This window comes from Stenotrophomonas sp. Y6 (assembly GCF_022436665.1).
In the GTDB taxonomy this organism is placed as follows: Bacteria; Pseudomonadota; Gammaproteobacteria; order Xanthomonadales; family Xanthomonadaceae; genus Stenotrophomonas; species Stenotrophomonas acidaminiphila_A.
In genome coordinates this window covers 16,385-34,242 of the sequence record NZ_JAKUKB010000004.1, presented here as the reverse complement: position 1 = coordinate 34,242, position 17,858 = coordinate 16,385, and the positions used below count along the sequence as shown (strand labels likewise).

Here is a 17,858-nt window from a genome sequence, read left to right as displayed (position 1 = left end):
CGGTCATGGCGTGTGCCGCGCCGCGATCGAGCGGCGGCCGCCATTCAATCCTGTCCGCGCAACGCCGGCAGCAGCGCCTGCGGATCGCCGTCGTTCGGCGCCGGGGTGATGCCGGTCAACCGCGCCAGCAGCGGGTAGACGTCGACGTTGTCGAAGCGGGGCAGCAGTACGCCCTGGCGGAACGCGGGGCCGCGGGCGACGAACACCGCCTGCATCGAGGGCAGCGCCGGGTCGTACCCGTGCGAGCCGCGGTTGCCGGGCGGGCGCCGGGCGATGCTCTTGCGGGTCAGCGCGTCCCAGCCTTCGTGCATCTGGCAGACGATCGGCGGAATACGCGGGTGGGTGCCGTAGTGCCAGCGTGGCGGCAGCTGTTCCTTCTTCCAGCAGTCGTAGTGCGGGTGCGCGCCGAGCAGGGCCTTTTCCGCCTCGCGTTCGCGCCCCGGCTGCGGCGCGAAGCCGATCGACTGGCCGACCGATACCTCGCGCGCGATCTCCGGCGCGACCATGTCCTCGGTGGCGATCACCTGTCCGTCCGCGACATTGGCCATGCCATGGTCGGACACGATGATCACGTTGGTCTGGTCGAGCAGGCCGTCGCGGCGCATGCCGTCCAGCAGCTGGCCGATGGCGGCGTCCACCTGCCGCAGCGCGGCGGCGTACTCGGGCGAGTCCGGGCCGTAGGTGTGCCCGGCCTTGTCGACCTGCTCCATGTAGGCCGCGACCAGGCGCGGCTTGTGGCCGTCGGGCGCGCCCTGCAGCCATGACAGCACCAACTGCATGCGTTCGGGCAGCGGCACGCTTTCGTCGTAGGCGTGCCATTGGCTGGCGTGCACGCCCTGGATGGCGGCCTCGCTGCCGGGCCATGACCAGGTCGCGCTTTTGTAGCCGGCCTTCTCGACGCCGACCCAGATCGGCTCGCCACCCCACCAGGCCGGGTTGGTCACCGCCTCGCGGTTGTCCAGGCGGAAATCGCCCAGGTCCTCGGCGCGCATGCTGTTGTGGATGATGCCGTGGTGGTCCGGGCGCAGGCCGGTGACCAGGGTGTAGTGGTTGGGGAAGGTCAGCGACGGGTAGGACGGGGACATGCCGACCGCGCGCACGCCTTCGCGCGCCAGACGGGCCAGGTTGGGGCTGTGGCCGCGCTCGACCATGTCCGCGCGCAGGCCGTCGATGGACAGCAGCAGGACGGTGGGCGGTGCCGTGGCGGCAGCGGGTGTGGCGGGGGTGGGGCCGGTCGAGGCGCAGGCGGCGAGCAGGCAGGCGCCGAGCAGCGCGAGGGAAGTGCGGAATTGAATCATGCGCCAATGATAGTCCCGCCATGATGACAGCAGGCAGACGCCGGGTGTTTCGTCGTCGCGGTCTAGTTGTGTAAACCCAGCACGTTGTTCAGGGGTATGCGGGAGATGGGTGGTTTGTAGCCGAGGCTTGCATGAGGGCGGTGCCAGTTGTAGTGATGCAGCCAGTCATGGAGGGCGCCAGCCCGCTGCCCGGAGTTGTCATAGGCGCGGGCATAGGCCCACTCGCGCAGGCTGGTCTGGACCAGGCGTTCGGCCTTGCCGTTGGTGCGCGGGGTGTAGGGACGCGTGCGCAGGTGGCGCATGCCAAGGCGACGGAGCAGGCGCTGGAAACGGCGCGACCTGTAGCAGGTGCCGTTGTCGGTCAACACCCGCTCGAAGCACACGCCCAGGCTGCGGTAGTAGCGCACCGTGCGGATAAGGGCCTTGCAGGCGCTGGTCCCGCGCTCGTCCGGCTCGATGGAGGCGAAGGCCACGCGCGAGTGATCGTCGATGGCCAGATGGACGTATTCCCAGCCAATGCCCCTGTGTCGATGCGAGCGGTCACCGGTCACACGGTGGCCCGGGGAACCGATCCGCCCCAGCTTCTTGATGTCCAGATGCAGCAGTTGGCCGGGCCGGGCGTGTTCATAGCGGTTCTCCGGCAGCGCCGGCTTCAGTTCGGCCAAGCGGTGCAGTCCGGCACGGCGCAGCAACCGGGCGATGGTGCTTGGCGCCACGGACAGCCGCTGGGCGATCTGGCGATAGGTCTGGCGTGAGCGTCGCAGTTCCAGCATCTGCGCTGCGATGGTTGACGGTGTGGCATGGGGGCAGGCATGCGGCCGGGAGCTGCGGTCGGCCAAGCCAGCAGGACCCTCTTCCCGGTACCGCTTCAGCCACTTGTAGGCCGTGCGCACGCTCACGCCAGCTGCATGGGCGGCCTCCGCGATGCGCAGGCCCTGCACGAGGATGCGGTCCACAAGCAGGGCTCGACCGCGAGGCGTCAAACGGGCATGTTTATGCAGGTTCATCCGGGGCTCCTGGGGGCTGGGTTGGTGTCGTAACCCCCATCTTCCAGCGATGCCCCGGATGAACAACCTACTGAGAGATCACATCTAGTCGAACAGGGCCGGCGCGGCGACCGTGTCGGGCAGCGCGCCCTCAAGCCGCAGCAGCGCGGCCTTGGTCGGCAGGCCGCCGCCGAAGCCGGTCAGCGAACCGTCGTTGCCGATCACCCGGTGGCAGGGCAGCACGATCGGCAGCGGGTTGCGGCCATTGGCCGCGCCCACCGCGCGGGTCGCACTGGGGCGGCCGATGCGCTGTGCCAGCTGGCGATAGCTCCAGGTGCCGCCGAACGGGATGTCGGCCAGCGCGTGCCAGACCTGCAGCTGGAACTCGGTGCCGACCGGGGCCAGCACCAGGTCGAAGGTGCGGCGGCGGCCATGCAGGTAGTCCAGCAATTGCCGGCGGGGTTCGGCGACGGCGTCCGGCGCGTGCTGCCACTGGTCGCGGCCCTTGGCATCGTGGCGGTTGCGCGCGAACAGGATGTGGCGCAGGCCGGCCGCGTCGGCGGCGACGGTCAGGGGGCCGATGGGGGTGTCGAAGCGATCGTAGAAGAGGGTCATTGCGTCGGTTCCTTGTCGGGTTCGGCGGCCAGGTGCCACAGGTGGAGGACGGCATAGGCGCGCCAGGGGCGCCAGGCCTGCGAACGGGCCTCGGTGGCGCGCTCGCTCAGGCGCTGGCCTTCGCCGAGCACCTGCTGCAGCACCAGGTCGCCGGCAGGGAATGCGTCGGGCATGCCCAGTGCGCGCAGCGCCATGTAGTGGGCCGTCCACGGGCCGATGCCGGGCAGCGCGGTGGCCTGCTGGACGAACTGCTCCAGGGTCTGGGCGCGGCTGAACTGCAGCCGGCCTTCGCTGCAGGCGCGCGCCACCGCCCGCAGCGTGGCCGCCCGGGTGCGCGGCAGGCCGATGCTTTCCAGCGGCGCTTCGGCCAATACTTCCGGGGTGGGGAATTGCCGGTCCAGGCCGTCGGGCAGGTCCGCCAGCGCCTGTCCGAAGCGTTCGACCAGCCGCCGCGCCAAGGTGGTGGCCGCGGCGACGCTGACCTGCTGCCCCAGCACGGCGCGCGCGGCCACTTCGAAGCCGTCCCAGCCGCCGGGGATGCGCAGGCCGGGGCGCCGCGCGATGCCTCGCGCCAGCAGCGGCTCGCGCGCCAGGCAGGCATGCACGGTGGTCAGGTCGGCATCCAGGTCGAACACCCGCCGCACCCTGGCCACGATCGCCGGGATCGCGCGCGCGTCGGTGGTGCCGAGCTGCAGGCGCAGCTCCGGCCGCTTCGGGTCGGCACTGACCCGGATCAGGCTGGCGCGGCCATTGGCGACGATCACCCGCCGGTAGCTGTCGGCGTCGATGCGTTCGATGCCGGGGATCGCGCGTCTGCGCAGGAACTCGAGCATCGTGGGGAAATCCAGCGGCGGACGGTACGCCAGCCGCAGCACCGGCTCGCCACCGGCCACCGCGCCATGGCGCCTGCGCAGGGCGCTGGGCGGCATGCCACAGCCGGCGAGGAAGGCGTCGTTGAAGCGGCGCAGGCTGTTGAAGCCGGCGGCCAGCGCCACCTCGGTCACCGGCAGGTGGGTTTCGGTGAGCAGCTGCTTGGCCAGCAGCAGGCGCCGGGTCGCGTGCAACTGCGCGGGGGTGGCGCCGAGCCGGGCGACGAACAGCCGCTGCAGCTGGCGCGTGCTCAGCTCCATGGCCTGCGCCAGCGCGGCGACCGGCTGGTCCTGCAGGATGCCTTCGTCCAGCAGCGCCAGCGCCCGGTGCAGGGTGTGGTCCTGCATGAAATTGGCGTCGTCCGGCGACAGTTCCGGGCGGCAGCGCAGGCAGGGGCGATAGCCGGCCGCCGCGGCCGCCGCGGCGGTGGGGTAATAGCTGACGTTGTCGCGGCGCGGCGGCGGTGCCGGGCACACCGGCCGGCAGTAGATGCCGGTACTGCGCACGGCGGTGAAGAACAGCCCGTCGAAGCGCGCGTCGCGGGCCAGGCGGGCCTGTTCGCATTGGTCGTGGCTGGGCAGCGCGTGAGTGCTCATGGGGCCAGTCTAGGCCCGAAGCAGGATCCGGACTGGCCATTTCCGGACATCAATGCGCGGCCGGGCCGCGCGGTTCAGGGCGCATTGCGGCGCCGCTGCCGATGCGGACTAGACTGTAGCCCCTGGCGCGCGGCGCCTTGCTCCGGATCCGATCGTTGTCCATGTTGCGCAGATTCTGGTGGTTGCCGTTGCTGGGTGCCGGGTTGCTCGCCTGCACCGGGGGCGACAAGGACAGGCCGGTGGCGGCCGCCGATCCGGCCGCGGCGCTGGCCGCCGATGGCGACCACATGGTGTCGATCAACGCGGCCGACGCACCGCCACCGCCGCCGCCGGTGAAGCCGGCGCGGGACAAGGCCTGGCCGGAGGTGGTGCTGGAGAACGGCAAGGCCTGGGTCAGCTGCGATACCGACTACACCGGCGAAGCCGGCGATGGCGCCGCGCTGGAGGCGCTGGACCGCAAGACCCTGGATGCGGCGCTGGAGCCGTGCCGCGAACGCGGGCTGCTGCGGGTGCGCTACGCCGGCAAGATCAACCCGTCGTTCGCCGCGATGGTGTCGCGGCTGGCGGTGGTGGCCGACGCCAAGAAGATCGGCAAGCGGGTGCTCGACCTGGACTCCAGCGGCGGCCAGGTGGAAGCGGCGATCGTGGCCGGCGACAGCATCGGCGAATCCGGCTGGACCATCTGGGTGCGCGAGGGCTCCATCTGCCACAGCGCCTGCGTGTTCGTGCTCGCCGCCGGCGACAACCGCCTGATCTCCGGCAAGGTCGGCATCCACCGGATGATGCGCATCAGTTCCACCGCCACCTCGCGCGCCGAACTGAACAAGGAACTGCACGAGGTCTACGACAACGTGAAGGACTACCTGCAGCGCAACGGCGTGGCGGTGGGCGTGGCCGACCTGATGATGACCGTGCCCAACCGCAGCCTGCGCCTGCTCACCAGCGAAGAACTCAAGCAGTACGGCCTGGATGGCACCAACGCGGTGCAGGACGACCTGGAGCGGATCAAGCAGATGCGCAAGTGTGGCGACGACTTCGTGCGCCGCAAGGATGCGTTCCTGATCGCCTTCGACCGCCAGTGCAAGCTCGAGGGCGCCGAGCTGGACGCGGTGACCAGCTGCGGGCAGGCGCTGAAGGAGCATTTCGGCTTCCCCGACGAAGCCTGCCCGGACGAAAGCCCGTTGTCGGAGATCGACACCGCGCTGCTGGAGATGCCGGCCGACGCCGCGCCGCGGCCGCCGCTGACGCCGGCCACGGCAGGCGTGGAGCCGCGCCGCGGCGACCTGTGAACACTCGCGCCGCGGCGACCTGGGCCTGACATGATCCGGATCAAGGCCGCCGCCGGTCGCCGGCCCTAGGCTGTGCCGGACACAGAATGCGGAGGCGGAAGATGCGGGCTGTCGATGTACTGGTGGTGGGCGCGGGCCCGGCAGGGCTGTGTCTGGCACGCGGGCTGGCCGATACCGGGCTGGCGGTGACCCTGGTGGAACTGCAGCCGGCCGCGGCGCTGGCCGAGCCGGCCTTCGATGGCCGCGAGATCGCGCTGACCCACGCCTCGCGGCAGATCATGCGCACCCTGGGGCTGTGGGAGCGGATCGATCCGGCGCAGGTCTCGCCGCTGTGCAGCGCCAGGGTCATGAACGGCGCATCGCCATTCGCGCTCGGCTTCGCCGCCGGCAACGAGGACGCCGATCCGCTGGGCTGGCTGGTTCCCAACCACCTGATCCGCCGCGCCGCCTGGGACGCGGTGCAGGGCCAGGCCGGGCTGGAACTGGTGGACGGCGCCAGGGTGACCGCGATCGAGACCGGCGAGGCCACCAACGCGGTGGTGCTGGACGATGGCCGCCGCCTGTCGGCGCGGCTGGTGGTCGCCGCCGACAGCCGCTTCTCGGCGACCCGGCGGATGATGGGCATCGGCGCGCAGATGCGCGATTTCGGCAAGTCGATGCTGGTATGCCGGCTTGCCCACGAGCTGCCGCACCAGCACACCGCGTGGGAATGGTTCGGCTACGGCCGCACCCTGGCCATGCTGCCGCTGCCCGGCGACCAGTGCTCGGCGGTGATCACCCTGCCGCCGCAGGGCATCCAGGAACTGATGGCGATGGACGAGGCCGCCTTCGGCGAGGCCGTCACCGGCTTCTTCGAGCAGCGCCTGGGACGGATGCGGCCGGTCGGCACGCGGCATGCCTATCCGCTGGTGGGCGTGTACGCGCACCGCTTCGCCGGGCACCGCTATGCGCTGGCCGGCGATGCCGCGGTGGGCATGCACCCGGTGACCGCGCACGGGTTCAATTTCGGGCTGCAGAGCCAGCAGCGGCTGGTCAGGGAAGTCGCGGCCGCGGCCGCGCGCGGCGCCGACATCGGCGCGGCGGCGGTGCTGGCGCGCTACGAGCGCGCGCACCGGTTGGCGACGCGGCCGCTGTACGAGGCGACCAATGCCATTGCCGCGCTGTACAACGACAGCCGCCTGCCGGCACGCCTGCTGCGCGGTGCCGCGCTGCGGGCGGCGCACGGGGTGGCGCCCTTCAGGAAGATGATCGCCGCGCACCTGACCCAGCGCGCCGCGGGCTGAGCGCCCGCAGCCGGCGTCAGCGCACCCGGATCCGCACGTCGCCCAGCTCCACCTGCTGGCCCGCGCGGATCTTGCAGGCCTTGCGCAGTTCGACCGCGCCGTCGACCCGGACCTGGCCCTCGCCGATGATCATCTTGGCTTCGCCGCCGCTGGCCACCAGGTCGGTCAGCTTGAGCAACTGCTTGAGTTCCACGTACTCGCGGTCCAGTTCGAAATCGATGGTCTGCATGGGGAGGCCGGCGGGGAAAGGGGGCGATTATCGCCTGCCGCGGCCGTGAACCGCTGTAACCGCGGTGGCCACCCGGCGGGCCAGCGTCCGGCGGCGGGCGCCGGCGTCACGGTGCCGCCGGTGGCCGCCTCACCCGCGCGGCGCGCCGGGGCCGGGATTCGCCCGTGCCTGGCGGGAACCGGCCGCGACAGGCACCTGCCGGTGGCTGCTGGGGAGGGCAGCTGAACGGATGCCATCGGCAGCTTTCGACAGGGGGCCGCGCAAGGCGCACAATACGCCCCATTTTCCTGCCCGCTGCGTTCGCCGCGGTGCCCCCGGAGTCCCCATGTCCCAAGAATCCCCCGCGCCGCTGCTGTTCGCAGACCTCGGCCTGTCCGACGCTGTGATGAAGGCGGTGGCCGCCGTCGGCTACGAAACCCCGTCGCCGATCCAGGCCGCCACCATTCCGGCGATGCTGCAAGGCCGCGACGTGCTCGGCCAGGCGCAGACCGGTACCGGCAAGACCGGTGCCTTCGCGCTGCCGGTGCTGTCCAACATCGATCTTTCCGCCACCAAGCCGCAGGTACTGGTGCTGGCCCCGACCCGCGAGCTGGCCATCCAGGTCGCCGAGGCGTTCCAGACCTATTCGGCGTCGATGCCCGGCTTCCGGGTGCTGCCGGTGTACGGCGGCCAGCCCTATGGCCAGCAGCTGTCGGCGCTGCGCCGCGGCGTGCACGTCGTGGTCGGCACCCCCGGTCGCGTCATCGACCACCTGGACCGCGGCACCCTGGACCTGTCCGAGCTGAAGACCCTGGTGCTGGACGAAGCCGACGAAATGCTGCGCATGGGCTTCATCGACGACGTCGAGGCGGTGCTCAAGAAGCTGCCGGAGAGCCGCCAGGTCGCGCTGTTCTCGGCGACCATGCCGTCGCAGATCCGGCGCATCGCGCAGACCTACCTGCGCGAGCCGGTGGAGGTGACCATCGCCTCCAAGACCACCACCTCGGCCAACATCCGCCAGCGCTACTGGTGGGTGAGCGGCATGCACAAGCTCGATGCGCTGACCCGCATCCTGGAAGTGGAGCCGTTCGACGCGATGATCATCTTCGCGCGCACCAAGGCCGGCACCGAGGAGCTTGCCGAGAAGCTGCAGGCGCGCGGCCTGGCCGCTGCCGCCATCAACGGCGACATGCAGCAGGCCCAGCGCGAGCGCACCATCGGCCAGCTGAAGGAAGGCAAGCTCGACGTCCTGGTCGCCACCGACGTGGCCGCGCGCGGCCTGGACGTGGAGCGCATCAGCCACGTGCTGAACTACGACATCCCGTACGACACCGAGAGCTACGTGCACCGCATCGGCCGTACCGGCCGCGCCGGGCGCAGCGGTGAGGCGATCCTGTTCGTCACCCCGCGCGAGAAGGGCATGCTGCGCCAGATCGAGCGCGCCACCCGGCAGCCGATCGAGGAAATGCAGCTGCCAAGCGTGGACGCGGTCAACGACCACCGCGTGGCCAAGTTCATGGAGCGCATCAGCCAGACCCTGGCCGATGGCGACACCGATTTCTACCGCGACCTGGTGCAGCGTTACGAGAACGAGCACAACGTGCCGGCGGTGGAGATCGCCGCGGCGCTGGCGCGCCTGTTGCAGGGCGACGCCCCGTTCCTGCTGGCGCCGCCGGTGCGCGAGCGCCGCGAGCCGCCGGCCGGCCGCGGCGAGCGCCCGGCGCGCGATGGCGGTTTCCCGCGCCAGCGCGAGGACCGCGGTGAGCGTCCGGCGCGGTTCGAGCCGCGCTTCGAGCGTGCCCCGCAGGCCGATGACGGCGAGCGCGCGGCACGTGCCGAAGGCGCCTTCGAGCCACGCCAGCGGCGCGAAATGCCGCCGCGCGGCGCGCCGGAATTCGGCATGGAGACGTACCGCATCGAGGTCGGCCACATGCACGGCGTGAAGCCGGCCAACATTGTCGGCGCCATCGCCAACGAGGCCGGGCTGGAGAGCCGCTACATCGGCCGCATCGATATCCACGACGACCACTCGGTACTCGACCTGCCGGCGGAAATGCCCGCGGACACCCTGCAGCACCTGCAGAAGGTGTGGGTGTCCGGCCAGCAGCTGCGCATGCGCAGGGTGGAGCCGGGCGAGGCGCAGGGCGCCGCGCCGGGGTTCAAGCCGCGCTTCGGCAAGGGCCCCCGGCCTGCCGGGCGTCCCGGTGGCCCGCGTGCCCCGGGCGGTCGCCCGGGCGGCTTCAAACCGCGCGGTCCGCGCGGTGCCTGAGCCACGGCGCACGCGGCCGGCCGCCATGGCGGCGGCTGCGTGCGCGCCACTGCCGGCGGCGATTCCGGCAGCAGGAGCGGCGTGACGGCGGCGGAATGGCCGCATGCGATAATCGCCGACGCATGGGGTGTGCGCAGGGGAAGGGATGGTGATCGCGGGGTGTGGGGCGAGGGCGCGGGTGATGGTGGGACAGAGGCTGCTGTCGCTGCTGCTGTTGCTGCTGCCGCTGGCCAGCTTCGCGCAGCGCCCGCAGCTCGACCATGATTACCTGCTGATCGGCGAACCGACCACCGAACAAACACCGATCCGCGCCTGCCCGCCCGGCGTGCTGGAGCGGCTGGGCGACAGCATCCTGATTCCGGCGCCGGCCGGCGGCTGGTCCGGCGCGCCGCAGGCCGTGGACGTGTTCAACGTGTTCGCCGGCGAGGTGATGATCTCCCACGGCGACCGGCAGATATGCGGCAACATGCAGGACGCGCGCACCCGCGACTCGCGTTTCCGCGCCGGCATCGGCATGGTCATGGTGCCCAAGGCCGGCGACATGGAGCCGATCCGGGTGGCCTGGGAAAAGCCGCTCAAGGCGCGCTTCATTCCCACGCTGCAGCTCGGCGCGCCCAGCCCGGTGCAGCAGATCGACACCATGCGCCTGCTGGTGCGCACCGCCTGCATCGCCATCGCCATTGCCCTGGCGCTGTCGGCGCTGATGGGCTTCTTCACCACCCGCGACCGCGATTTCCTGGTGTACACGCTGGCCACCGCCCTGCTGGTGGTGTGGCAGTCGGTGCTCAGCGGGCTGAGTGGCTACCCCGAACCCTGGCTGCCGGTGGGCAGCCTGGCCTCGTGGTGGATGGTGTCGGCCTCGGCGTTGAGCATCGGGGTGATGGGCTGGGTGCTGTGGCGGCTGTGCGGCGGACTGCAGACCTGGCCGCGCTCGCGCCCGTGGGTGCGGCGCCTGGCGCTGTTGCTGATGCTGCTGGCGCTGGTCACGCCGCTGTTGCCGTGGGCGGGGCTGGCATGGGTGGCCGCCACCCTGGACCACGCTTTCACCCTGGTCTGCGTGCTGGCGCTGGTGGCCGGTATCGCGTCGCTGCGCCGCGGCGACTACCAGGCGGTGGACGGCATCGCCGCGGTGGCGCCGTTGCTGCTGATGGCCCTGGCCGACATGGCCGGCAGCCGCGAACTGGTGCGGTTCCGGGTCGAGGCGGTGCAGCTGTCGGTGACCTGGTTCCTGATGATGTATGCCTACGGTCTCAACCGCCGGCTTGGCAACCTGCGCCAGCAGCGCGACGAGATGCGCCAGCTGGCCGACACCGATGCGCTGACCGGGCTGCCCAACCGCCGTGCCGGCCTGCGCCAGCTCGAGCGCCACATGCTGCGCGCGCGCAAGGACGGCCTGCCGCTGTCGATCGGTTTTCTCGACATCGACCTGTTCAAGCAGATCAACGACCGCTTCGGCCACGAGGTCGGCGATGCGGTGCTGGTGTCGGTGGCCAATGCGCTGCTCGCCGCGGTGCGTGACCGCGACGACGTCATCCGCATGGGCGGCGAGGAGTTCCTGGTGCTGTTGCCGGGTACCCGCGCCGAGGTGGCGCTGCCGCGGCTGGAGCAGTTGCGCGAGAAGATCGCGCGGCAGGCGGCCGACCTGCGCCACGACGGCCTCGTGGTCACGGTCAGCATCGGCCTGGCGGAAATGCTCGCGCAGGGCGACGACCTGACCGCGCTGCTGCGGCGTGCCGACAATGCCATGTACCAGGCCAAGCGCGGCGGCCGCGACCGCGTGGTCGCCGCCGGCGACGATACCGCCGCGCTGTCCGCCGCCCCGGGCGATGGCGGATAATGGGTCGATGACGACCCGACTCAACAAGCACATCGCCGAATCCGGCTTCTGTTCCCGCCGCGAGGCCGACCGCCTGATCGGTGCCCGCCGCGTGACCGTCAACGGCACGGTGGCCGGCACCGGCGCGGTGGTCGGCGAGGGCGACGAGGTACGCGTCGATGGGCAGCCGCTGCGCGCGCGCGCGGTGCAGAAGAGCACCGGCCGCAGGCACGTGTACATCGCGCTGAACAAGCCGGTGGGCATCACCTGCACCACCGAGAGCGCGGTCAAGGGCAACATCGTCGATTTCGTCGGCCACGAGCAGCGCATCTTCCCGATCGGGCGCCTGGACAAGGATTCGGAAGGCCTGATCCTGATGACCAGCAACGGCGACATCGTCAACCAGATCCTGCGCGCCGAGAACGGCCACCAGAAGGAGTACCTGGTGGCGGTGAACAAGCCGGTCACCGAGGAGTTCCTGCGCGGCATGGCGCGCGGCGTGCGCATCCACGACCAGATGACGCTGCCGTGCCGCGCCACCCGCATCGCCAAGTTCGGCTTCCGCATCGTGCTGCAGCAGGGCCTCAACCGCCAGATCCGGCTGATGGCCGCCGCCTTCGGCTACCGCGTCACCCAGCTGCGCCGGGTGCGCATCGACAACATCAAGATCGGCGCGCTCAAGCCCGGCCAGTGGCGCAACCTCACCGAGCAGGAACTGCGCGGGCTGCTGCCGCAGCAGCGGGAGTGGTGAAATGTGACCGGTTCGCCGCGCTGACTACGGCGGGGTGAGGCTAGACTCGCCCTGCTTCCGTCACGCCCAAGGACACAGGCCCGGCCCGGATGATCAAGCCGCCCCTTCCCGCCAACGAGGCCGAGCGTCTGGCCGCGTTGCAGCGTTATCGCATCCTGGATACCCCGCGCGAGCAGGAGTTCGACGACCTGGTGGTTATCGCCCGCGCGATCTGCGGCACCGCGATGGGGGCGGTATCGCTGATCGACCGCGATCGGCAGTGGTTCAAGTCGCTGCAGGGAATGGACGGCGAGCAGACGCCGCGCGAGCAGGCGTTCTGCGCCCATGCCATCCTGCAGCCGACGTGCCTGACCGTGGTCGAGGATGCGCTGCAGGACGCGCGCTTTCGTGGCAACCCTCTGGTCACTGATGACCCGTTCATCCGCTTCTACGCCGGCGCGCCGCTGCTGAGCAGCGACGGCTACGCGCTGGGTACGCTGTGCGTGTTCGATTCGCACCCCGCGCAGCTTGCCGGCCCCCAGGCCGCGGCACTGCAGGCGCTGTCGCGGCAGGTGTCGCGGCTGCTGGAAATGCGCCGCCTGCGCCGCCTCATCGACCACCACCAGAGCGAGCACGACTGGTACGAGGCGCGCCTGGCCGAGTACTACGTGCAACTGGAGCAGCAGAACCTGGAACTGTCCGAGCAGACCCGCACCGATCCGCTGACCGCTCTGCCCAATCGCCGCGCGTTGTCCGCGGCACTGGCGGAGGCGATCGCGCGGGATGCCGGCGTGCCGCCGGCCGTGGCCATCGTCGATATCGACCACTTCAAGCAGATCAACGACATCCACGGCCACACCGAGGGCGACCGGGTGCTGGTCGAGTTGGCCGCGGTGCTGCGGGCGCAGTTCGCCGGCCGCGGCATGGCCGCGCGCTACGGGGGGGAGGAGTTCGTGATCCTGATGCCGGACACCCCGCTGGCCCAGGCCGAACTGCAGTGCCAGTACCTGCGCCAGGCGGTGGCGCACCTGCCACTGGGCTTGCCGGTCACCATCAGCATCGGGCTGGCGGCGCAGCGCGCCGGCGAATCAGCCCAGGAAACGCTGCGCCGTGCCGATGCGGCGCTCTACCAGGCCAAGGCGCAGGGCCGCGACCGGGTGGTGGTCGCGGGATGAGGGCGGCTGTCACGGCTGCGCGCCGGCCGCGGGGGCGGGCCGCGCGCGGTTGAGCAGCGGGTGCAGGAACACCGCGCCGATGATGATGGCCACGCCCAGGTAGAACAGCGGCGTGAGTTCGCGCTGTTCGCCCAGGAACAGCATCGCCAGCACGATCGCGTAGACCGGCTCCAGGTTGGTCACCAGCTGCACGGTGTAGGCGCTGAGGTGGCGCAGGGCCACCAGCGCCAGCGCGAACGGCAGCAGTGTGCACAGGCCCGCCAGCACCAGCAGCAGGACGCCGTCGTGCAGGCCGGGGATCACCCACAGGTCACTGGCCAGGGCGGGCAGCAGCAGTGGCAGGGCCGGTGCCAGCAGGGTCAGGGTGAGGGTGCCGGCGCCCAGCTCCAGCGCGGTGACGGTCAATGGGTCGGCATGGCTGACCAGGCGCTTGTTGAACGAGCCGAACACCGCCACCAGCAGCGCCGACAAGGCGCCCACCGCCACCCCGAGGCGCATGCCATGGGGCACGCCACCCACCACCAGCGCCACGCCCGGCAGTACCGCCAGGCCGAAGGCCAGCTCGCGCGGCTGGAACGGCCGCCGGGCGATCCATGGTTCGACGATGGCGGTGAACACCGGCGCCAGCGCGATGCAGGTGGCCGCCACCGAGGCGTTGGCCAGCTTCACCGCGCCATAGAAGGTGAGCCAGTGCAACGCCACCAATGCGCCGACGCCGCAGTAGCCCAGCGCCAGCCGCGGCGTCAGCGCCGACAGGCCGCGCCACACCCGCGGCAGCAGCGCCAGCATCGCCACCACCAGCAGCATGCGCCACCACACCAGGGGCAGCGCGGGCAGGGTGATGAGCTTGCCGAGGATGGCGGTCACGCCCCACAGCAGTACGCAGAAGTGGATCTGCACCAGGGCCTTGCGTGTATCGGGACTGGACATCCGCGGATTGTCGCCGATGTGCGTTGCCGGCGCTGCAGCGGATGCTTCAGTTTCCGCCCAACAGGTGCAGCAGTTGGCGTGCCGCGGCCGGATTGCGGTGCTTGGCCGCGCCGATGAAGTAGACGAACACCTCGCGTGGCGCGGAAGCGGCACCGACCGGGCTGGCGTGCGGCAGCTCGTGCGGGTCGCGGCCCTGCCGCCAGTCGCCGATGCGCCCGGCCCAGCGCGCCAGTTCCGCCGGCGGGTAACCGCTGGCGCATTCGTCGCGGCTGCGCATCAGCCGCGCGTAGACGAAGTCGGCGCACAGGTCGGCGGCGTTGGGGTGGTCCGGCGAATCGGTGAACACCAGTGCCATCCCGCGCTGCCGCGCCAGCGCCACCATTGCGGCGTCGAGGAACGCCGGGTCGCGGATCTCCAGCGCGTGGCGTTGCGTGCGTCCCTCCACCGTGGCCGGCAGCAGGTCGAGGAAGGCGGCGAAGTCGTCGCGGTCCAGCGTGCGCCCGGCCTCGAACTGCCAGACCAGCGGCCCCAGTCGGTCGCCCAGCGTGGCGATGCCGGCGATGAAGTCCTCCACCTGCGCGCCGGTGCCGGCCAGCCGCCGCGCGCCGGTGATGCGCTTGGGCGCCTTGGCCGAGAACACGAAGCCGTCCGGGGTGGCGTCGCGCCAGCCGGCGTAGATGGCCGGCTTCTGCGTGCCGTAATAGGTGCTGTTGATCTCGATGGCGGTCAGCTGGCGGCTGGCGTGCTCCAGCTCGCGCCGCTGCACCAGCCCGGGCGGGTAGAACATGCCGCCGCGCCAGGGCGCGTAGGTCCAGCCACCGATGCCGACGTGCACGCCCGGCATGGCGGCGGCCGCCCCGGGCGCGCGGGCGAACAGGTCGGCGGTGGCGGCGGGGCGGGGCGTCATCGCCGCGATTCTACCGGCATGCCGCGCCTGCATCGCGGCACCGCGCGGCCAGGCGGTCGCCGGCCTAGGTTGCCTGCGCCTTCCACGGGTCGTAGCTGCCGAACCACCACAGGTGGCCTTCCGGGTCGCGGCACGCATAGCCGCGGCCGCCATAGTCCTGGTCGGCGATGTCGATGACGATCTCCGCGCCGGCCGCGGTCGCGTGCGCGTAATGGGCGTCGGCGTCGCTGACCACCACGCAGGTGCTCTGGGTCTGCATGCCGCCCACCTCGTCGGGCTGGATCATATGGCTGCCCCAGGCGCCGGGCTGTACCGAACCCAGCATCACCATGCCGTTGCCGAACACCAGCTGCGCATGGTGGACGGTGGCTCCGTCCTGGTAGACGGCGTGGCGCTGGAAGGCGAAGGCGCGGCACAGCCAGTCGATCGCCGCCGGTGCATCGCGGTAGCGCAGGCACGGGACGAGGGTGGTGGTGGTCGCGGCGGCGAGATCCATGGCCGGGCTCCGATGGCGTGGAAGGCGAGGGTGGCGGTGGCCGCGTTACCATCGCGAGAAGGCCGGCCTGCCGGCATCGATCCCGAAGGAGAACGCATTGAACAAGTGGCTGGGGGGCGGGCTGGTGCTCGCGATGGGCATGGCGGCACAGGTGGCGGACGCACAGGAGGCGGCGATGCCGGCGGAACTGCAGCAGCTCGATGCCACGGTCGAGCGGGTGCGTCAGCAGTTCGACGTGCCGGGCGTGGCGGTGGCGGTGGTCAAGGACGGCAAGGTGGTGCTGGAGCGCGGCTGGGGCCTGCGCGAGATCGGCAGGCCCGAACCGGTACAGTCCGATACCCTGTTCGCCATCGCCTCCAACACCAAGGCCTTCACCGCCACCGCGCTGAACCTGCTGGCCGAGGAAGGCAAGCTGAAGATGAGCGACCGGGTGGTCGACCACCTGCCCGGTTTCCGCATGTCCGACCCGTACGTGACCGGCGAGATGCGCATCCGCGACCTGCTCTCGCACCGCAGCGGGCTGAGCCTGGGCGCAGGCGACCTGCTGTTCTGGCCGACCACCACCTACAGCAACGCCGAGGTGGTGGCGCGGCTGGCGCACGTGCCGCTGAAGAATGGCTTCCGCGACCGCTACGCCTACGACAACATCCTCTACGCGGTGGCGCAGCAGGTGATCGAGACGGTATCCGGCCAGTCCTTCGCCGATTTCCTGCAGCAGCGCATCTTCGACAAGGTCGGCATGGCGGGTACCCGCTACAACGCCGACCACCTCAAGCCCGGCGACAAGGCCGCCGTCGGCCACGCCAAGTTCGACTTCAGGGACCTGCGCCCGGTGGCACCGCTGACCTGGTCCAACAACGCCGGCGCCGGCGGCCTCTATTCCAGCGTGCATGACCTGGCGCTGTGGATGAACGTGCAGCTGGCCGGCGGCAGGCTGGCCGATGGCACGCCGCTGTTCTCGGAAAAGACCCAGCAGCAGATGTGGCAGATGCAGATCCCGCAGGTGGTGCCCGCGCCATCGGTGCCGGAACTGGCGCCGGCCAGGCCCAACTTCGCCGGCTACGGCGAAGGCTGGAGCCTGAGTGACTACCGCGGGCAGAAGCTGGTCTGGCATACCGGCGGCTGGCCGGGGCAGGTGTCGCGGCTGACCCTGGTGCCCGAGCAGAAGCTGGGCGTGGTGGTGCTCACCAACCAGGAATCCGGCGCGGCATTCAATGCCATCACCATGGGCGTGCTCGACGCGATGCTGGGTGCGCCCGCGCACGACTGGGTGGCCGCCTACGCCGCGGGCGTGGCCAAGGCGCAGGACAATGCCGACGCAGGCTGGCAGAAGCACCTCGCCGCGCGCGATGCGAAGAGCCGGCCATCGCTGCCGCTGCCGCGCTATGCCGGCACCTATCGCGATGCGTGGTACGGCGACGTGTACGTCGAGCAGAAGGGCGGTGCCCTGCGCCTGCGCTTCGGCGCCACCGCCGACCTGGTCGGCACCCTGGAGCACTGGCAGCACGACACCTTCATCGTGCGCTGGGACAACCGCTCGCTCAATGCCGACGCCTTCGTCAACTTCAGTCTTGACCCGGACGGCAAGGTACGCGACGTGCGCATGCAGGCGGTCTCCTCGCTCACCGACTTCAGTTTCGACTTCCAGGACCTGCTGCTGGTGCCGACGACGCCGTGAGGGTCGGTGCCGGGGCGGGGCCTGCACCGTGGCATGCCGATGCGCGGCAGGGCGTGCGGGCCTGCCGCTCCCGCGTCCACTCGTGCGTACCGACGCCGGGAGGGGGCCGTGTTCGTGTGGCCTGCCGGTGATGCAGGCCATGCGCCGTGGCCGGCGCCGGGACGGTCGTGGACCGGCCCGGCGTCAGCCTGATGGCTGGCCGGGTTGCCCGGCTTCCGTCGGCGGTCGCGTTCTTCCTGCGCGCGCCTAACCGCCGCGGGTGCTGCGGTAGACCGCCACGACCTGCGACGTGGTGGGATTGGACATGCCCATGCCATTGATGAAGACCGCGGGCGCGCCCTGCTGGAACACCTCGACGGTGCGGTCCACGGCAGCGCGCTGTTCCGGGCTGGGGTTTTCGATGTTGAAGGAAAAGGAACTGCCGCGCTTCACCGGGATGCCGATGTCGGTCAGCTCACGGATGAGGGCTTCGGCCCGCTGCGCCTGCTCGGACGGGCAGTTGGGCGGCGCCAGCACCAGCACCGTGTCACGCGGTGTGCCTGTCGGCATTTCCACCGCGACGAAGCCGTCGATGCCTGTCGTTGCCGTTGCCGACGCGACGCCGCCAGGCGCGCGGTGGCTCCACCAGTTGTAGCCGCCCGCCAGCCCGGCCGCGATGAGAAGCAGTGTCCACCAACGCATTGCCGTCTCCTTTCCATGAGTGTCGATTCAA

General features: G+C 71.0%; 15 protein-coding genes and 1 pseudogene. 7 read left to right on the top strand and 9 right to left on the bottom strand.

Going from position 1 to position 17,858, the window contains the following annotated elements:
* Positions 1 to 44: 44 nt before the first annotated feature.
* The 4 genes and pseudogenes from MKP15_RS05930 to MKP15_RS05915 form a co-directional block, all read right to left on the bottom strand.
* A complete protein-coding gene (locus MKP15_RS05930) occupies positions 45 to 1,298 on the bottom strand; it encodes an ectonucleotide pyrophosphatase/phosphodiesterase (protein WP_240212099.1) in 1,254 nt (417 codons plus the stop codon).
* Positions 1,299 to 1,360: 62 nt separating this feature from the next.
* The gene (locus MKP15_RS05925) at positions 1,361 to 2,305 is read right to left on the bottom strand and encodes an IS481 family transposase (RefSeq protein ID WP_240212098.1); all 945 of its coding nucleotides are present in this window, start codon (positions 2,303 to 2,305) and stop codon (positions 1,361 to 1,363) included.
* Between the two features lie 126 nt (positions 2,306 to 2,431).
* Positions 2,432 to 2,899 (bottom strand): annotated as a pseudogene (locus tag MKP15_RS05920) (methylated-DNA--[protein]-cysteine S-methyltransferase); the annotation flags it as partial.
* Positions 2,896 to 4,365, bottom strand: a complete 1,470-nt coding sequence (locus tag MKP15_RS05915; protein WP_240212097.1) for a DNA-3-methyladenine glycosylase 2 — start codon at positions 4,363 to 4,365, stop codon at positions 2,896 to 2,898. The pseudogene MKP15_RS05920 and the gene MKP15_RS05915, both read right to left, overlap by 4 nt.
* Positions 4,366 to 4,526: 161 nt before the next feature.
* Here MKP15_RS05915 and MKP15_RS05910 point away from each other — a divergent pair, with 161 nt between their 5' ends.
* Together MKP15_RS05910 and ubiM are read left to right on the top strand one after the other, a co-directional pair.
* Entirely contained in the window at positions 4,527 to 5,654 is a 1,128-nt protein-coding gene (locus tag MKP15_RS05910) for a hypothetical protein (RefSeq protein ID WP_104939240.1), read from the top strand.
* Between the two features lie 101 nt (positions 5,655 to 5,755).
* A complete protein-coding gene (gene ubiM, locus MKP15_RS05905; RefSeq protein WP_240212096.1) occupies positions 5,756 to 6,937 on the top strand; it encodes a 5-demethoxyubiquinol-8 5-hydroxylase UbiM in 1,182 nt (393 codons plus the stop codon).
* Positions 6,938 to 6,953: 16 nt separating this feature from the next.
* On the opposite strand, the gene MKP15_RS05900 is transcribed toward ubiM, so the two are convergent.
* Complete coding sequence (locus MKP15_RS05900; protein WP_104939238.1) at positions 6,954 to 7,166, bottom strand: RNA-binding S4 domain-containing protein; 213 nt, start codon at positions 7,164 to 7,166, stop codon at positions 6,954 to 6,956.
* Between the two features lie 325 nt (positions 7,167 to 7,491).
* Between MKP15_RS05900 and MKP15_RS05895 the strand changes: the two genes are divergently transcribed.
* The 4 genes from MKP15_RS05895 to MKP15_RS05880 all read left to right on the top strand — a co-directional run bounded on the left by MKP15_RS05895 (position 7,492) and on the right by MKP15_RS05880 (position 13,135).
* Positions 7,492 to 9,414, top strand: a complete 1,923-nt coding sequence (locus tag MKP15_RS05895) for a DEAD/DEAH box helicase (RefSeq protein ID WP_240212095.1) — start codon at positions 7,492 to 7,494, stop codon at positions 9,412 to 9,414.
* A 181-nt stretch (positions 9,415 to 9,595) separates the two neighbouring features.
* A complete protein-coding gene (locus MKP15_RS05890; protein ID WP_240212094.1) occupies positions 9,596 to 11,251 on the top strand; it encodes a GGDEF domain-containing protein in 1,656 nt (551 codons plus the stop codon).
* Between the two features lie 7 nt (positions 11,252 to 11,258).
* Positions 11,259 to 11,981: a pseudouridine synthase gene (locus MKP15_RS05885; protein ID WP_104939235.1), complete on the top strand. Its 723-nt coding sequence runs from the start codon at positions 11,259 to 11,261 to the stop codon at positions 11,979 to 11,981.
* Positions 11,982 to 12,070: 89 nt separating this feature from the next.
* A complete protein-coding gene (locus MKP15_RS05880; RefSeq protein ID WP_240212093.1) occupies positions 12,071 to 13,135 on the top strand; it encodes a sensor domain-containing diguanylate cyclase in 1,065 nt (354 codons plus the stop codon).
* Between the two features lie 9 nt (positions 13,136 to 13,144).
* Here the strand turns inward: MKP15_RS05880 and MKP15_RS05875 are convergent, their stop codons facing one another.
* The 3 genes from MKP15_RS05875 to MKP15_RS05865 all read right to left on the bottom strand — a co-directional run bounded on the left by MKP15_RS05875 (position 13,145) and on the right by MKP15_RS05865 (position 15,468).
* The gene (locus MKP15_RS05875; protein ID WP_240212092.1) at positions 13,145 to 14,065 is read right to left on the bottom strand and encodes a DMT family transporter; all 921 of its coding nucleotides are present in this window, start codon (positions 14,063 to 14,065) and stop codon (positions 13,145 to 13,147) included.
* A gap of 46 nt (positions 14,066 to 14,111) precedes the next feature.
* Entirely contained in the window at positions 14,112 to 14,972 is an 861-nt protein-coding gene (locus MKP15_RS05870) for a DUF72 domain-containing protein (protein ID WP_240212091.1), read from the bottom strand.
* Between the two features lie 64 nt (positions 14,973 to 15,036).
* Complete coding sequence (locus tag MKP15_RS05865) at positions 15,037 to 15,468, bottom strand: VOC family protein (RefSeq protein WP_240212090.1); 432 nt, start codon at positions 15,466 to 15,468, stop codon at positions 15,037 to 15,039.
* Between the two features lie 133 nt (positions 15,469 to 15,601).
* Here MKP15_RS05865 and MKP15_RS05860 point away from each other — a divergent pair, with 133 nt between their 5' ends.
* Positions 15,602 to 17,146: a serine hydrolase gene (locus MKP15_RS05860; protein WP_240212302.1), complete on the top strand. Its 1,545-nt coding sequence runs from the start codon at positions 15,602 to 15,604 to the stop codon at positions 17,144 to 17,146.
* A 246-nt stretch (positions 17,147 to 17,392) separates the two neighbouring features.
* Here MKP15_RS05860 and MKP15_RS05855 read toward each other — a convergent pair whose 3' ends face one another.
* Complete coding sequence (locus tag MKP15_RS05855) at positions 17,393 to 17,827, bottom strand: hypothetical protein (protein WP_240212089.1); 435 nt, start codon at positions 17,825 to 17,827, stop codon at positions 17,393 to 17,395.
* Positions 17,828 to 17,858 lie beyond the last annotated feature (31 nt).

What these genes read in the sequence shown, in the direction of transcription:
- MKP15_RS05930 (WP_240212099.1), bottom strand. Translation starts at nt 1,298, where the DNA reads ATGATTCAATTCCGCACTTCCCTCGCGCTGCTCGGCGCCTGCCTGCTC.
- MKP15_RS05925 (WP_240212098.1), bottom strand. Translation starts at nt 2,305, where the DNA reads ATGAACCTGCATAAACATGCCCGTTTGACGCCTCGCGGTCGAGCCCTG.
- MKP15_RS05915 (WP_240212097.1), bottom strand. Translation starts at nt 4,365, where the DNA reads ATGAGCACTCACGCGCTGCCCAGCCACGACCAATGCGAACAGGCCCGC.
- MKP15_RS05910 (WP_104939240.1), top strand. Translation starts at nt 4,527, where the DNA reads ATGTTGCGCAGATTCTGGTGGTTGCCGTTGCTGGGTGCCGGGTTGCTC.
- ubiM (WP_240212096.1), top strand. Translation starts at nt 5,756, where the DNA reads ATGCGGGCTGTCGATGTACTGGTGGTGGGCGCGGGCCCGGCAGGGCTG.
- MKP15_RS05900 (WP_104939238.1), bottom strand. Translation starts at nt 7,166, where the DNA reads ATGCAGACCATCGATTTCGAACTGGACCGCGAGTACGTGGAACTCAAG.
- MKP15_RS05895 (WP_240212095.1), top strand. Translation starts at nt 7,492, where the DNA reads ATGTCCCAAGAATCCCCCGCGCCGCTGCTGTTCGCAGACCTCGGCCTG.
- MKP15_RS05890 (WP_240212094.1), top strand. Translation starts at nt 9,596, where the DNA reads ATGGTGGGACAGAGGCTGCTGTCGCTGCTGCTGTTGCTGCTGCCGCTG.
- MKP15_RS05885 (WP_104939235.1), top strand. Translation starts at nt 11,259, where the DNA reads ATGACGACCCGACTCAACAAGCACATCGCCGAATCCGGCTTCTGTTCC.
- MKP15_RS05880 (WP_240212093.1), top strand. Translation starts at nt 12,071, where the DNA reads ATGATCAAGCCGCCCCTTCCCGCCAACGAGGCCGAGCGTCTGGCCGCG.
- MKP15_RS05875 (WP_240212092.1), bottom strand. Translation starts at nt 14,065, where the DNA reads ATGTCCAGTCCCGATACACGCAAGGCCCTGGTGCAGATCCACTTCTGC.
- MKP15_RS05870 (WP_240212091.1), bottom strand. Translation starts at nt 14,972, where the DNA reads ATGACGCCCCGCCCCGCCGCCACCGCCGACCTGTTCGCCCGCGCGCCC.
- MKP15_RS05865 (WP_240212090.1), bottom strand. Translation starts at nt 15,468, where the DNA reads ATGGATCTCGCCGCCGCGACCACCACCACCCTCGTCCCGTGCCTGCGC.
- MKP15_RS05860 (WP_240212302.1), top strand. Translation starts at nt 15,602, where the DNA reads ATGGGCATGGCGGCACAGGTGGCGGACGCACAGGAGGCGGCGATGCCG.
- MKP15_RS05855 (WP_240212089.1), bottom strand. Translation starts at nt 17,827, where the DNA reads ATGCGTTGGTGGACACTGCTTCTCATCGCGGCCGGGCTGGCGGGCGGC.